Origin of the sequence: Pseudoneobacillus rhizosphaerae (assembly GCF_917563885.1) — a bacterium.
GTDB classification, from domain to species: Bacteria; Bacillota; Bacilli; order Bacillales; family Cytobacillaceae; genus Pseudoneobacillus; species Pseudoneobacillus rhizosphaerae.
Genome location: NZ_CAKJTG010000005.1, coordinates 92,432 through 107,760, shown reverse-complemented (window position 1 = coordinate 107,760; position 15,329 = coordinate 92,432). Strand labels below are relative to the sequence as shown.

General features: G+C 36.0%; 14 protein-coding genes. All 14 read left to right on the top strand.

Annotated elements, in window-relative coordinates:
- Window positions 1–52 precede the first annotated feature (52 nt).
- The gene (locus LRP83_RS05430; RefSeq protein ID WP_230495792.1) at window positions 53–1,030 is read left to right on the top strand and encodes a polysaccharide deacetylase family protein; all 978 of its coding nucleotides are present in this window, start codon (window positions 53–55) and stop codon (window positions 1,028–1,030) included.
- A 55-nt stretch (window positions 1,031–1,085) separates the two neighbouring features.
- On the top strand, window positions 1,086–2,330 hold the full coding sequence (locus LRP83_RS05425) for a M16 family metallopeptidase (protein ID WP_230495664.1): 1,245 nt from the start codon (window positions 1,086–1,088) through the stop codon (window positions 2,328–2,330).
- A 102-nt stretch (window positions 2,331–2,432) separates the two neighbouring features.
- Complete coding sequence (locus LRP83_RS05420; protein WP_230495663.1) at window positions 2,433–2,681, top strand: YlmC/YmxH family sporulation protein; 249 nt, start codon at window positions 2,433–2,435, stop codon at window positions 2,679–2,681.
- A 172-nt stretch (window positions 2,682–2,853) separates the two neighbouring features.
- Window positions 2,854–3,750, top strand: a complete 897-nt coding sequence (gene dpaA, locus LRP83_RS05415) for a dipicolinic acid synthetase subunit A (protein WP_230495662.1) — start codon at window positions 2,854–2,856, stop codon at window positions 3,748–3,750.
- A 1-nt stretch (window position 3,751) separates the two neighbouring features.
- Window positions 3,752–4,351, top strand: a complete 600-nt coding sequence (gene dpaB, locus LRP83_RS05410; protein ID WP_230495661.1) for a dipicolinate synthase subunit B — start codon at window positions 3,752–3,754, stop codon at window positions 4,349–4,351.
- Window positions 4,352–4,494: 143 nt separating this feature from the next.
- On the top strand, window positions 4,495–5,547 hold the full coding sequence (gene asd / locus LRP83_RS05405) for an aspartate-semialdehyde dehydrogenase (RefSeq protein ID WP_230495660.1): 1,053 nt from the start codon (window positions 4,495–4,497) through the stop codon (window positions 5,545–5,547).
- A gap of 44 nt (window positions 5,548–5,591) precedes the next feature.
- Window positions 5,592–6,836 carry an aspartate kinase gene (dapG, locus tag LRP83_RS05400; protein ID WP_230495659.1) on the top strand — a complete coding sequence of 415 codons (1,245 nt, stop codon included), beginning with the start codon at window positions 5,592–5,594 and terminating at the stop codon, window positions 6,834–6,836.
- A gap of 16 nt (window positions 6,837–6,852) precedes the next feature.
- The gene (gene dapA, locus LRP83_RS05395) at window positions 6,853–7,725 is read left to right on the top strand and encodes a 4-hydroxy-tetrahydrodipicolinate synthase (protein ID WP_230495658.1); all 873 of its coding nucleotides are present in this window, start codon (window positions 6,853–6,855) and stop codon (window positions 7,723–7,725) included.
- A gap of 152 nt (window positions 7,726–7,877) precedes the next feature.
- Entirely contained in the window at window positions 7,878–9,545 is a 1,668-nt protein-coding gene (locus LRP83_RS05390; RefSeq protein WP_230495657.1) for a ribonuclease J, read from the top strand.
- A gap of 113 nt (window positions 9,546–9,658) precedes the next feature.
- The gene (locus LRP83_RS05385; protein ID WP_230495656.1) at window positions 9,659–10,408 is read left to right on the top strand and encodes a ClpP family protease; all 750 of its coding nucleotides are present in this window, start codon (window positions 9,659–9,661) and stop codon (window positions 10,406–10,408) included.
- Entirely contained in the window at window positions 10,405–10,620 is a 216-nt protein-coding gene (locus tag LRP83_RS05380; protein WP_230495655.1) for a YlzJ-like family protein, read from the top strand. Before LRP83_RS05385 ends, LRP83_RS05380 begins: the two co-directional genes overlap by 4 nt.
- A gap of 110 nt (window positions 10,621–10,730) precedes the next feature.
- On the top strand, window positions 10,731–13,055 hold the full coding sequence (locus tag LRP83_RS05375; protein ID WP_230495654.1) for a DNA translocase FtsK: 2,325 nt from the start codon (window positions 10,731–10,733) through the stop codon (window positions 13,053–13,055).
- A gap of 281 nt (window positions 13,056–13,336) precedes the next feature.
- Window positions 13,337–14,062, top strand: a complete 726-nt coding sequence (locus LRP83_RS05370; RefSeq protein WP_230495653.1) for a GntR family transcriptional regulator — start codon at window positions 13,337–13,339, stop codon at window positions 14,060–14,062.
- Window positions 14,063–14,151: 89 nt separating this feature from the next.
- A complete protein-coding gene (locus LRP83_RS05365; RefSeq protein WP_230495652.1) occupies window positions 14,152–15,255 on the top strand; it encodes a BMP family lipoprotein in 1,104 nt (367 codons plus the stop codon).
- Window positions 15,256–15,329: the final 74 nt, after the last annotated feature.

Sequence of the window (15,329 nt, the reverse complement as noted above, 5' to 3'; positions counted from 1 at the left end):
TTCTACCTTGTCCTTTCCTTTCATAAATTTTATGGAGGGAGTTGGTAAAATGATGAATAAATTCATAAGAATAATATTAATTGTGGCAATTGCAATTTTCATGGTAAACAGCCCGTTAATTCATGATTACGTGTCATCGATAAAAAATGAGGCTAAACCCGTTTCAAAAGCTGAAAATTTATTAATAAACGAAATTGAAATCCAAGCTAAAAAATATAAAATTCAAGCCCTTGATGCCAAAATTGATAAAGTTTGGAAAGCCATGCCTGGTTACAACGGACTTGATGTTGATATTACTGCGTCTTTAGAAAATATGAAAAAACAAAATACCTTTGATGAAAAAAAATTGGTTTTTAAGCAGATAGAACCTAAAGTACATTTAAAGGATTTACCGCCTGCTCCTATTTACAGAGGTCATCCAGATAAACCAATGGTCGGATTTGTTATTAATGTAGCATGGGGTAATGAGTACCTTTCAAACATGCTTGAAACTTTAAAAAAACATAATATACATGTTACTTTTTTTCTAGAAGGAAGATGGGTCCAAAAGAATCCTGATCTCGCACAAATGATTGTAGCCGCTGGGCATGAAATAGGTAATCATTCATTTTCACACCCAGATATGAAAATCCTTTCTTCTCCTCGAACACGAGAGGAATTGATTCAAACAAATAAGGTGATTAAGGCAACAACCGGAATCATACCAAAGTGGTTTGCACCACCTTCTGGAAGCTACCGTGATGAAACGGTAGGTATTGCTGCTGAATTAAATATGGGAACAATTATGTGGAGTGTTGACACAATTGATTGGCAAAAACCGACTGTTGAAACATTATTAAATCGAGTACTTGGAAAAGTACATAATGGTGCATTGATATTAATGCATCCTACTGATTCGACCTCTAAATCCTTAGATTATCTAATTAATAAATTGAAAACAAAAAATTTACAAATCGGTACAGTTTCGGAAGTATTAGATGAAAAAAGAATTATGAAAAACATTTCAATTTTAGGTAATGCTAATTATTAAAGTAACCGTTAAGTTGGACATCATGTAATGTTGTCCATGACTAGGAGGAATCTAATTGATCAAAAAATATACTTGTCAAAATGGTGTAAGAATCGTTCTTGAACATATTCCGACAGTAAGATCAGTTGCAATCGGTGTTTGGATTGGAACTGGGTCACGTAACGAGTTGCCGGAAAGTAACGGAATTTCTCACTTTTTAGAACATATGTTTTTTAAAGGGACAAAAACTAGGACAGCAAGAGAGATAGCTGAATCCTTCGATAGTATCGGTGGTCAAGTAAATGCATTTACATCAAAAGAATATACTTGTTATTATGCAAAGGTTTTAGATACTCATGCTGATTTTGCTCTCGAAGTATTATCAGATATGTTTTTTCATTCCACCTTTGATGAAGAAGAGTTAAAGAAAGAAAAGAATGTGGTTTATGAAGAAATCAAAATGTATGAAGATACACCTGATGATATTGTTCATGATTTATTAGGCAGAGCAATATATGGAACCCATCCACTTGGTTATCCTATTCTTGGTACGGAAGACACGCTTGCCACTTTTACAGGGGAAACGTTAAAGCAGTATATGCATGATTTATACACTCCTGAGAATGTCGTCATTTCAATTGCAGGTAATGTTTCTGAGGCATTTATTAAGGAAGTTGAAAAATATTTTGGCTCTTATGAAGCTGGAACCACACTGAAAACTGAGAATATTCCCGTTTTCCAAACTAACCAAATCACACGTAAAAAAGAAACAGAACAAGCTCATCTTTGTCTAGGATATGAAGGCCTAAAGGTCGGTCACGAAGATATATATAGTTTAATTGTCTTAAATAACGTACTAGGCGGTAGTATGAGTAGTAGATTGTTTCAGGAGGTTAGAGAACAACGGGGGTTAGCTTATTCGGTTTTCTCCTATCACTCTGCGTATCAGGATAGCGGTATTTTAACTATTTATGGCGGTACAGGTGCAAAGCAATTAGATCTTTTGTTTGATACGATTCAAGAAACTCTTGAGAAATTGAAAAAAGAAGGAATTACTGAAAAAGAGCTCATAAATTGTAAAGAGCAACTAAAGGGAAGCTTAATGCTAAGTTTAGAAAGTACTAATAGTAGAATGAGTCGTAATGGTAAAAATGAATTAATGATAAAACGCCATCGTTCTTTAGATGAAATCGTAAATCAAATTGATCAAGTAACTAGAGATGGTGTTGATCGTTTAGCGAATACTATTTTCACTGATCAATACTCAGTTGCTTTAGTAAGTCCCGATGGTGAATTACCAAGTCGACTTAAAACTTCATAAAATTAAACCCTCCTTTATGTGAGGGTTTTTTATTTTTTGACATAGTCTAAATTGGATGGACTTCCTATACACTATATTAGATAGTAAAAGGAGGGGAAACCTTTGCGTTTAAGTGAGTTAAGTGGAAAAGAGATTGTAGATGCAAAGAAAGCAGAACGATTGGGGGTTCTTGGTCAAACTGATTTAGAAATTAACGAAAAATCGGGCCAAATCCAAGCACTTCTAATTCCTTCTTTAAAATGGTTTGGTTTAAAGCGACAAGGTGGGGAAGTGAGAGTTCCTTGGAAGCATATAAAAAAAATAGGAACCGATATGATTATTATTGATATTGATGATGAATCTGAGATGTAAAAATAAAGTCTAGGCAATTTTATTTAAATTGCTTGGGCTTTTTTATTTTGGAAGACTCACCGATTCTCAAAACAATACATAGTATGTTGAAGTAGGTCAAATAAAAAATCAAAACAAAAATTGAAAGTCCTTTCCTGTTTGATTTTTTTAAAAAGAAGGTGAATATTTAAATATGCTAACAGGGATGCAAATAGCTGTGATTGGTGGAGATGCTAGGCAGCTAGAAATCATTCGTAAATTAACTGAACTAGATGCAAAATTATCATTGGTTGGTTTTGAGCAGCTAGATCATGCCTTTACAGGAGCAGTAAAAGAGAAAGTGGATGAAGTCGATTTTAGTCATGTAGACTCCATTATTCTTCCTGTACCTGGAACAAATTTAGAAGGACATGTGGAGACTATCTTCTCAAACGAAAAGGTCGTTTTAATTGAAGAAATGCTTATGAAAACACCAGCTCACTGCACAATTTATTCTGGTATTAGTAATGCCTATTTAACTGGAATTACCAAAAAGGCAAATCGCCGGTTAGTACAGTTATTTGAGCGGGATGATGTCGCTATTTATAATTCCATTCCAACTGTGGAAGGAACAATTATGATGGCTATACAGCATACAGATTTTACTATTCACGGCTCAAGGGTAACTGTATTAGGTTTAGGTCGGGTTGGTATGAGCGTAGCGAGAACCTTCCAAGCTTTAGGAGCAAAAGTAAAGGTTGGTGCACGCAAAAGTGAGCATTTAGCCAGAATTAGCGAAATGGCATTAGTGCCTTTTCATTTAAATAACTTAGAGGCAGAAGTTAAGGATGTAGATATTTTAATTAACACAATACCAACTGTGATTGTTAATGCAACTGTCATTTCAAAGATGCCAGCACATACCTTAATTATTGATCTAGCATCAAAACCTGGAGGAACTGATTTTAGATATGCCGAAAAACGAGGAATAAAAGCACTATTAGCTCCAGGTTTACCAGGTATTGTTGCACCGAAAACAGCTGGTCAAATTTTGGCAAACGTTCTTTCTCAACTTCTAGAGGATGATTTATTGAGCAGAAAGGGGAAGTAACATGAACTTACAAGGAAAGCGAATCGGTTTTGGGTTAACTGGTTCGCATTGTACGTATGATGCGGTATATCCAGAAATAGAAAAGTTAGTGAATGCAGGTGCAGAAGTGATTCCAGTAGTCACGTTCACCGTTCAAAATACAGATACACGCTTTGGTAAAGGTGAGGATTGGATCAAACGAATTGAAGACCTTACTGGAAATAAAGCAATTGATTCAATCGTAAAAGCTGAACCACTAGGGCCGAAACTCCCTTTAGATTGTATGGTTATTGCGCCACTAACTGGTGTATCAATGAGTAAATTTGCAAACGCAATGAATGATTCACCAGTCTTAATGGCTGCTAAGGCTACACTTCGAAATCAAAAGCCAGTTGTATTAGGTATCTCTACAAATGACGCCCTTGGTTTAAACGGAGTTAACTTAATGAGATTAATGGCAACGAAAAATATATATTTCATTCCTTTTGGTCAAGATGACCCAGTAAAAAAACAAAATTCAATGGTAGCTAGAATGTCTATGCTGATAGATACAGTGATTGAAGCGATGGAAGGTAGACAGCTTCAGCCTGTTCTTGTAGAAAGATATCGTGATGGAGATTAAACCCTAATAAAACATTATTCTTTAATAGGGTTGTATGATAAAATAAATCATATTATGAATAGGAGGCGTACCTGTGCCTCCTATTTCCAATCTATTAAGAAACAATGTATTCATTTCGTATAAGGAATGGAAGGGGATTACTAATGGGACAGACAAAAGGATTACACATTGCTGTAGTGGGAGCTACTGGAGCCGTTGGTCAACAAATGATTCGAACACTCGAAAGCCGTGATCTCGCGATTTCTAAGATTACATTTCTATCATCAGCTAGGTCTGCTGGTTCAAAGGTACAGTTTAAGGATAACGAGTATATCGTTCAAGAAGCAAAACCAGAAAGCTTTGAAGGGGTAGATATTGCTCTTTTTAGTGCTGGTGGAAGTGTATCAAAGGAATTAGCACCTGAAGCGGTAAAAAGAGGAGCAATCGTAATTGATAATACGAGTGCTTTTCGTATGGATGAAAATATTCCACTTGTAGTACCAGAAGTAAATGAATATGATTTGAAAAATCATAATGGGATTATTGCGAATCCAAACTGTTCTACCATTCAAATGGTCGTTGCCCTAGAACCAGTTCGTCAGAAATATGGATTGAAAAAAGTAATTGTTTCCACGTATCAGGCAGTTTCTGGTGCGGGTGCAGCTGCTATCCAGGAATTGAAGGAGCAAGCTCAAGCAATCTTAAATGGGGATAGTTATGAGCCTAGCGTACTACCAGTCAAGTCAGAACCAAAGCATTATCAAATTGCTTTTAATGCGATTCCACAAATTGATAAATTTACAGAAAACGGATTTACCTATGAAGAAATGAAAATGATTAATGAAACAAAGAAAATAATGCACATGCCAGAATTACAAGTGGCAGCTACTTGCGTTCGTTTGCCTGTTGAGACTGGACATTCAGAATCCGTTTATTTTGAAATCAATTCTTCTGGGGTTTCTTCAAGTGAAATCAAAGAACTATTAAAAGCTTCACCAGGTATTGTTTTACAAGATGACCCTGAAAATCAACTATATCCAATGCCTGCTTACAGTGTCGGTAAAAATGATGTATTTGTTGGAAGAATCAGAAAAGATATTGATGAAGACCATGGGTTCCATATGTGGGTTGTTTCCGACAATCTATTAAAAGGAGCTGCTTGGAATTCTGTCCAAATTGCAGAAAGCTTAGTTAAACTTGGTTTAGTCAAAAATTAGTAAAGATTCTCTGACCATTTAAAAAAGGTATAGAGGTGTGATGAATGAAAATAATCGTTCAAAAATTTGGTGGTACTTCTGTTCGAGATGAGAAAAGTCGTGATCATGCACAGCACCAAATAAAAAAAGCATTAGCTGAAAATTACAAAGTCGTTGTAGTTGTTTCAGCGATGGGGCGTAAAGGTGACCCCTATGCCACTGATACACTGCTATCATTAATTGGTGGAAATATAAACCTTATTAGTAAAAGAGAGCAGGACTTGCTTTTATCTTGTGGAGAAGTGATTTCGAGTATTGTTTTTACAAATCTACTTTTGCAAAATGGAATTAAGGCTGTCTCATTAACGGGTGCCCAAGCCGGCTTTAGAACAAATGATGACTTTTCTAATGCTAAAATAATTGATATGAAGTGTGATCGGTTAATTAAAGAGTTAGATAAACACGACGTAGTCGTTGTAGCAGGATTTCAAGGTGCCGCAAGAAATGGTGATATAACCACGATAGGCCGTGGCGGAAGTGATACATCTGCAGCTGCATTGGGAGCTGCATTAAATGCAGAATGGATTGATATTTTTACAGATGTAGATGGTATTATGACAGCTGATCCTAGGATAGCCGAAAATGCAAGACCCTTATCTGTGATCACCTATACGGAAGTATGTAATATGGCTTATCAAGGTGCTAAGGTCATACATCCACGTGCTGTAGAAATAGCGATGCAAGCAAAAATCCCTATCCGAATTCGCTCAACCTATTCAGATGGACTTGGAACTCTTGTAACAACTATTAATAAAAATACTCATGGAACAGATATTAAAGAACGCCCAGTTACAGGAATTGCACATGTTTCAAATGTAACTCAAATAAAGGTTTATGCTAAGAAAAATCAATATGACTTACAGTCAGAAGTTTTTAAGGCGATGGCACAAAATAAAATTAGCGTAGATTTTATTAACATATCACCTAATGGTGTTGTTTATACAGTGACAGATGAAATGTCGAATAAAGCGATTCAACTATTGAAACAAATCGGCCATGAACCAGTTATTGAAAAACATTGTGCAAAGGTTTCTGTAGTGGGAGCGGGAATGGCAGGTGTCCCAGGTGTAACTTCTAAAATTGTAACGGCCTTATCTGAAAAAGGAATCCGCATTTTACAATCAGCTGATAGTCATACTACTATTTGGGTTCTTGTTAAACAAGATGATTTAGTCTTAGCAGTGAACGCTTTACATGATGTATTTCAATTAGAGGAAGAATCGGTTGAATTTGAATGGACCGATAAATAGATAAGGAGTGGGAGTTATGGTATTATTTGGTCGACTATCTACGGCAATGGTAACACCTTTTGACAAAAAGGGACATATTGATTTTACAAAAACAACTCAATTAATTAATCATTTAATTGAAAATGGTTCTGATTCACTTGTAGTGGCGGGGACTACAGGAGAGTCACCAACCCTATCTAAAGAAGAAAAATTAGCTCTATTTCAACATGTTGTCAAAGTAGTAAATAAGCGTGTTCCTGTCATAGCTGGTACAGGTAGCAATAACACTTATGCTTCAATCGAATTAACGAAGAAAGCGGAGCAACTTGGTGTCGATGCGATCATGCTTGTTGCTCCTTACTATAATAAACCGAATCAAGAAGGGTTATATCAACATTTCAAAGCTGTTGCAGAAAGTACGAGTTTACCAGTAATGGTATACAATATTCCAGGTCGCGCAGTTGTAAATATTTCACCAGATACAGTCGTTCGTTTATCAAGTATTCCGAATATCGTTGCAGTTAAAGAGGCTAGTGGCGATCTTAACGCAATGTCTTATATCATTGCTAATACACCTGAAGACTTTTTACTGTATAGTGGGGATGATGGAATTACTGTCCCAGTTTTATCAATTGGTGGAGTAGGTATTGTATCAGTTGCTTCTCATATTATTGGAAATGAGATGCAAGACATGATTCAGGCATTCTTAGTTGGTGAAAACCAAACGGCAGCTAAAATGCATCAAAAGCTTTTACCAATTATGCAAGGGCTCTTTGCAGCACCAAGTCCGGCTCCAGTTAAAACAGCTCTACAATTAAAGGGCTTAGATGTTGGTTCAGTACGTCTACCGTTAGTTTCTTTAACTGAACTAGAACGTAAGACACTTACAGATTTAATTAACACCTTATAATTTTTCTTGAAAGGTTGACCTTTAAGATGGTAATCATCTTACGGTCAACCTTTATTTTTTGAGCTTTCATATAGTTGTAAACATTTTCATTCTTCAAGTATACTAAAGTTAATTAATTTCTTGTCTGAGAATTTTATAGGAGGACTAAAAAATTGGTAATTAGAAAAAACGGAAGTATCAAACTAGTCGCTCTTGGTGGAGTAGGGGAATTTGGCAAAAATATGTATGTTGCCGAGGTGGATGATGACATATTTGTCATCGATGCTGGATTAATGTTTCCGGAAAATGAAATGTTTGGTATTGATATTGTAATCCCAGATATAACCTACTTAGCAGAGAATAAACATCGAGTTAAAGCGATTTTTTTAACACATGGACATGAAGACCATATAGGTGCACTTTCTTATTTACTTCGTCGGGTTGATGTACCAGTGTATGGAACTAAATTGACATTGGCACTTGCTAAAGCAAAATTTAGTGACCAAGATTTTTTTGAAAATGTTTACATGGAAGAAATAGATTCTAATACTAAACTTCAGTTCGGATCTGTGGAAGTATCATTTTTCCAAACCAATCATAGCATTCCAGATTCAGTAGGAATCAGTATACATACTAGTCAAGGGGCAATTGTTTTTACTGGAGATTTTAAATTTGATCAAGCGGCCACTAAATTATATAAACCTGAAATTGGAAAAATGGCACAAGTTGGTGAAAAGGGGGTTCTTTGCTTATTATCAGATAGTACTGAAGCGGATCGACCTGGATACACAGTATCAGAAGCAATTGTAAAAAAGGAGCTCTTAGATGCTTTTAATAATGCAAAAGGGCGAGTAATTGCCGCTTGCTTTTCATCTGACATATACCGAATTCAACATATTTTCGACATAGCCTATGAGTATAATCGGAAAGTTGTTGTCGCTGGTAAAAGCTTGCGAAGGATTTATGATATTGCAGTCAATCTTGGTTATCTGGAAATTCAAGAAGATGTAATCATTCCTTTTTCTGATATCAATCAATTTGAAGATGAAGAGGTAATCGTTCTAGTGACAGGGGGACAGGGCGACCTATTTGAAGTATTAGAAAAAATGGCGAAACAAATTCACAAACAAATTAATTTTAAAAAAGGAGACCTAGTTCTATTTGCTGGATCTCCGCCTAGAGGTAGTGAGGTTGCTCTATATAAAATAATTGATATGCTTTATCGTGCTGGGGCAAATGTTATTTCAAGTAAACATACAATACAAGCTTCTAGTCATGGCAGCCAAGAAGAATTAAAATTCATGATAAATCTTATGCAACCTAAGTTTTTTATTCCCATCCACGGTGAATATAGAATGTTAAAAGCTCATGCAAAACTTGCAAAGTCAATGGGCATTCCATCTGATAATATTATTATTCCTGAAAAGGGAGAAGTAATAGAAATTAATGAAGAAGAAATTTTCTATCATGGGAAAGTACCATCAGGTAATGTCTTAATTGATGGTATTGGGGTTGGTGATGTTGGGAACATTGTATTACGTGATCGCAAGCTTTTTTCACAGGATGGGGTATTAGTCATCGTTGTAACAATAAAAAAGTCCGAGAAGCGATTAGTCGGAGACCCAGAATTGATTACTCGTGGTTTTGTTTATGTTCGTGAATCAGAGAAGTTAATCAAAGACTCAAATACCCTTGTTAAGGAAACGGTTGATAAGTATTTATTAAAGGAATCTATTGATTGGGGAGGAATCAAGCAAGAAATTAGAGAAAAGCTAAATCAATTCTTGTTTGAAAAAACAAAACGAAAACCGATGATTATCCCAATATTAATAGAAGTATAATCTGCACTGGATCTCCAGTGCATTTTTTAATACAAAAGGAAGGATTATTCCACATTTAATCACCTGAGTTGGATAATACTAACTATATTGCACAATGGAAGGGAGATCAAAAAATGGAACACGAACAATATAAAAATGATTCCACCCAAGAAACACAAGAACCTGGAAAAGAAGACAAACCATCAAGTTTAATGGAAAAAATACAACAACTTGGTCAGACTAATGTTCCCCAACTTTCTAATGATTCAAAAATACATTGTTTGACTATTATAGGACAAATAGAGGGTCATCTTGCATTGCCACCACAAAATAAAACAACTAAGTATGAACATATTATTCCACAATTAATTGCCATCGAACAAAATCCTAAAATCGAGGGTCTAATTATTGTGCTTAATACAGTGGGAGGCGATGTAGAAGCTGGATTAGCTATTTCAGAAATGCTTGCATCCTTATCAAAACCTACCGTTTCAATTGTCTTAGGTGGTGGTCATTCTATAGGAGTACCAATCGCTGTATCTTGTAATTATTCTTTTATTGCTGAAACAGCTACAATGACTATTCATCCCGTTAGGTTGACAGGTCTAGTTATCGGAGTTCCGCAAACATTTGAATATCTAGATAAAATGCAGGACCGAGTTATTAATTTTGTGACAAGTCATTCTAATATAACTGAAGAAACCTTTAAGGAATTAATGTTTGCAAAGGGTAATTTAACGAGAGATATTGGGACAAATGTGATTGGTAAAGAAGCGGTTGAAAATGGTTTAATTAATGAGGTTGGAGGAATTGGGAAGGCAATTAAAAAATTAAATGAACTAATTGAATTGCAAAAGGATAAAGAGGATGTGATCATTCAATGATCCTATACACGATGATGCCTCCAGAGCTGATTTATCCGACTGCCGAAAATGAATTTGGTAAACAGATGATGGTTCAGTATAATGGAATTCCATTATTAGTTGAACAAACTGAAGACAATTGTTATCAGGTATTAAGAGTAATGAGTAGTGATCCCAATCATTATCTGGATGGGCGTTGCTGTCCAGGAGCTAAAATTTCCTTATTAACATAAGCTTGTTCTCTATCAAACCTCTTTAGTATGTTATAATTAGGTACAATTTTGTGAAGCAGCCAAATTGGCTGCTTTCTAATTTCCAATAAATAAAGTTTTGGGTGATATTCTTGGCGAAAAAAAAACGCAGACAAAGGATTAAGAAAGAGCAATTTACACAAACAATAAAGTACGAAATGATAGGGTTATCACTACTTGCTTTTTCAATTATTTCCATTGCAAAGCTGGGAGCTGTCGGAAATACTTCAGTATTCTTCTTTCGATTTTTCACAGGTGAATGGTACATATTGAGCTTGTTAGGATTAATAGGTATTAGTGTCTTCTTTATGATTAAAAGGGACATTCCTAATTTATTTCATGTTAAGTTAATGGGTATTTATTTAATTGTTATTTCTATTTTATTATTAAGTCATATGACTCTGTTTAGCTTATTATCTAATGGAGGTAATTTTGAGAACCCTAGTGTCATTGCAAATACATGGGAACTTTACAGGATGGAAATAAACGGAGAAACAAGTACTAGTGATTTAGGCGGTGGAATGGTAGGAGCTTTATTTTTTGCTATCTCTTATTATCTTTTTGCTGAGACCGGTACTAAAATAGTAGCTTTTATTTTAATTATTATTGGTTTTATACTATTAACGGGAAGAACATTTGGAGATACGGTTGCGCGCATTTTCTTATCAGTATCCACCTTTTTTTCCAAACAATGGAATCAATTTTTACTTGACATATCAGATTCACGTGACAAATTGAAACAAAAAAGGTTAGATAAGGCTGAAAAGAAAAAGCAAGAAGTTGATTCTGTTACTGATGAGTTGCAAGCAGTTCCAGTCATTACATCCAAGCCGATAAATAATGTTTCGGTTAATTCTGAGCCTCTTATTTCTAGCTTTACAGAAAAGGCATATACATCTAAAGAGGATGTTAAAACTAAAAATGCAATCAATTCTCCTGAAAAAGAAGAAGAAAGTGTTCCACCTATTACGTTTACTGAGGTCGAGAATCATTCGTATGAACTCCCTCCTTTACATATCTTAAAACTACCAAAGCAAACAGATCAAAGTGGTGAATATGAATTAATCCATGCGAATGCTGCAAAGCTAGAAAGAACCTTTCTAAGCTTTGGGGTAAAAGCAAGAGTGACTCAAGTCCATTTAGGACCTGCAGTTACCAAGTATGAAGTTCATCCAGATGTAGGGGTAAAGGTTAGTAAAATTGTAAGTTTAAGCGATGATTTAGCACTTGCACTGGCTGCCAAGGATATTCGTATGGAAGCACCTATTCCAGGAAAAAGTGCAATAGGAATTGAGGTTCCAAATTCAGAAGTGGCTATGGTATCTTTAAGAGAAGTGCTAGAAGCAAAAGAGAATGATAGACCCGATTCTAAATTGTTGATTGGTTTAGGGCGTGATATCACTGGAGAAGCTGTGCTGGCTGAATTAAATAAGATGCCTCACTTATTAGTAGCAGGTGCTACAGGTAGCGGTAAGAGTGTATGTATCAATGGAATAATTACCAGTATTTTGATGAGGGCAAAACCACATGAGGTTAAGCTTATGATGATTGATCCCAAAATGGTAGAATTAAATGTTTATAACGGTATTCCACATTTACTCGCACCGGTTGTAACAGATGCGAAAAAGGCTTCTCAAGCTTTAAAAAAGGTCGTAAATGAAATGGAAAGAAGATATGATTTATTTTCCCATACAGGAACTAGAAATATTGAAGGCTATAACGATTACATTAAGCGAATTAACCAAGAAGAAGGAGAGAAACAACCTCTTCTTCCGTATATTGTGGTAATTGTGGATGAGTTGGCGGACTTAATGATGGTCGCTTCTTCCGATGTAGAAGATTCAATCACGAGACTTGCACAGATGGCCCGAGCAGCAGGAATTCATCTAATCATAGCAACACAAAGACCTTCTGTTGATGTCATTACTGGGGTTATTAAAGCAAACATTCCTTCTCGAATTGCCTTTGCTGTTTCTAGCCAAATCGATTCTAGAACGATACTTGATATGGGCGGAGCAGAAAAATTGTTAGGCAGAGGAGATATGTTGTTTTTACCTGTGGGTGCGTCAAAACCTATAAGGGTCCAAGGGGCATTTTTATCAGATAGTGAAGTTGAGGACACAGTCGGGTTTGTCATTGGACAGCAAAAGGCACAATATCAAGAGGAAATGATTCCAGAGGATGTGCCCGAAACCACAGGAGCTGTTGAAGATGAACTATACCAAGAAGCAGTTGATTTAATTTTAGAAATGCAAACAGCTTCAGTATCTATGTTACAGCGTAGATTTAGGATTGGGTATACAAGGGCTGCGCGTCTTATTGATGAAATGGAGGCACGTGGAGTAGTGGGTCCGTATGAAGGTAGTAAACCACGTGTCGTTTTAATGGATAAATCTAAAGAAGAAGCAAGTAGTTAGAACTAGGTATATATCCCTAGTTCTATTTTTGTAAAATAAAAATAATTTATTAGTAATGGACAGTTGTATAGGTGAATGTCGTTTTCGGTAGGGAATTATACCATAAAAATTGGGTAAATAGTGCTAGTATTTATGACATAAAAGTTGAATGCTCCTTTTTTCGACAAAATATTGAAACGCTATTTATTTATCCTCAGAAAAATGTTATAGTATTTTCGATTAGTAGGAATGATAATACATCTGAGGTCTGATGTCTTAGGGAATTAGTTGGAGGAAACTGCATGTCAATCAAGTTAGATAACCGACATCTGTATTTACAAGTAATTGATCGATTAAAGCAAGACATTGAGAAAGGAATATATAAAGAAAGAGAAAAACTTCCTTCTGAATTTGATCTTGCAAAACAACTTGGTGTAAGTCGAGCAACACTTCGAGAAGCACTTAGAATTCTTGAAGAAGAAAACGTCATCATTCGAAGGCATGGTGTCGGGACGTTTGTCAATGCAAGACCTTTATTCACCTCTGGAATCGAGCAACTAAACAGTGTCACTAATATGATTAAACAAGCTGATATGAAGCCAGGGACTATTTTTCTAAGTTCATCATCCGAGAACCCTACCGAAGAGGATATTCGTCGCTTTTCTTGTTCACCAGATATGGAGATGGTTGTAATCGAGCGAGTTCGTACAGCTAACGGTGACCCGGTCGTTTATTGTGTGGACAAAATTCCTAAACGAATTTTGCCAGATACGTTTTCACATGATGAGGAGTCTATTTTTTCAATCATTGAAGATGTTACAGATCGAAAAATCACTTATGCTGTAGCAGATATCGAACCGGTTGGTTATCATGAGAAAATTTCTCCTATTCTAGAATGTGAACCAGAAACTGCTTTGCTCGTTTTAAAGCAAATGCATTTTGATGAAATGGATGAACCTGTCCTATTTTCGGTAAACTATTTCAAGGCAGACAAATTTAGTTTTCATGTGTTGAGAAAACGCGTATAAGTTTTTTGAACAAATGAAAACGGAATCATAATTGCCTTAAAAAAACATTCTTACAAAAATCACTAAACAATCATAGGGGGTTATATAAGATGAACAAGCGTAAAATGGGTTTAGCTTTATCTCTTGCTCTAACAGCAGGAACAATCTTAGGAGCTTGCGGTAAAGAAGATGAAAAAGAAACAACTGGTGAAAAGCCTGAAACTGAAACACCAGCAACTGAAGAAGCATTTACTGTTGCAATGGTAACAGACGTTGGTGGAGTTGATGACAAATCATTCAACCAATCTGCATGGGAAGGTTTACAAGCTTTTGGTTCAGAAACAGGATTATCTGAAGGTAAAGAAGGCTATAGCTACCTGCAATCTCAATCAGATGCTGACTATGAAACAAATCTTAACAATCTTGCTCGTCAAGGCTATGACCTAGTTTTCGGTATTGGATTCTTGATGCAAGATGCTGTAAATACAGTTGCTAGTCAACAAACAGGCTCTAATTTTGCAATCATTGATGCTGTAGTTGAGCAACCAAACGTTGCAAGCGTTTTATTTAAAGAGCAAGAGGCTGCTTACTTAGCTGGTATTGCTGCTGCATTAACTTCAGAATCTAATAAAATTGGTTTTATCGGTGGAATGGAAATTCCAGTTATCGAGCGTTTCGAAGCTGGTTTCTTAGCAGGAGTTAAAGCTGTAAAGCCTGATATTAAAGTTGATGTTCAGTATGCAGGAGCGTTTGATAAAGCTGAACTTGGTCAAACAATTGCTTCAAAAATGTATTCTAGTGGAGCTGACGTTATTTTCCACGCTGCTGGTGGTACTGGAAACGGATTATTTAAGGAAGCACGTGACCTTAAGAAGAAAGATCCTTCAAAAAATTACTGGGCTATCGGAGTTGACTCAGACCAAACAGCTGAGGGTATTGTTGATATCGGTGGAACAGAGCATAACGTAATTATTACTTCTGCACTTAAGCGTGTAGACAATGCGGTTAAAGATCTTTCTGCTAAAGCTGCTAAAGGGGAATTCCCTGGCGGTCAAGCTTCAACTTACGGTTTAGTTGAAGAGGGTGTTGGTTTAGCTCCAATTAACGATGCTGTTGCTGCTAAAGCTGACATCGAAGCTAAAGTTGAAGAGTTTAAAGCGAAAATTGTTAGCGGAGAAATTACAGTTCCTGAATTCCGTAAGGATGTAAAATAATCTAATAGTTTTTATGAATAAGCGGGCTTGTAATGCCGGCCCGCTTATCCTTTTATAGAATCCTAACTGAAAGA

Excerpts from the sequence above, each read along its gene's own strand:
- LRP83_RS05380 (WP_230495655.1), top strand. The coding sequence starts at position 10,405 with ATGATCCTATACACGATGATGCCTCCAGAGCTGATTTATCCGACTGCC.
- dpaA (WP_230495662.1), top strand. The coding sequence starts at position 2,854 with ATGCTAACAGGGATGCAAATAGCTGTGATTGGTGGAGATGCTAGGCAG.
- LRP83_RS05370 (WP_230495653.1), top strand. The coding sequence starts at position 13,337 with ATGTCAATCAAGTTAGATAACCGACATCTGTATTTACAAGTAATTGAT.
- LRP83_RS05385 (WP_230495656.1), top strand. The coding sequence starts at position 9,659 with ATGGAACACGAACAATATAAAAATGATTCCACCCAAGAAACACAAGAA.
- LRP83_RS05365 (WP_230495652.1), top strand. The coding sequence starts at position 14,152 with ATGAACAAGCGTAAAATGGGTTTAGCTTTATCTCTTGCTCTAACAGCA.
- dapG (WP_230495659.1), top strand. The coding sequence starts at position 5,592 with ATGAAAATAATCGTTCAAAAATTTGGTGGTACTTCTGTTCGAGATGAG.
- LRP83_RS05430 (WP_230495792.1), top strand. The coding sequence starts at position 53 with ATGAATAAATTCATAAGAATAATATTAATTGTGGCAATTGCAATTTTC.
- dapA (WP_230495658.1), top strand. The coding sequence starts at position 6,853 with ATGGTATTATTTGGTCGACTATCTACGGCAATGGTAACACCTTTTGAC.
- asd (WP_230495660.1), top strand. The coding sequence starts at position 4,495 with ATGGGACAGACAAAAGGATTACACATTGCTGTAGTGGGAGCTACTGGA.
- dpaB (WP_230495661.1), top strand. The coding sequence starts at position 3,752 with ATGAACTTACAAGGAAAGCGAATCGGTTTTGGGTTAACTGGTTCGCAT.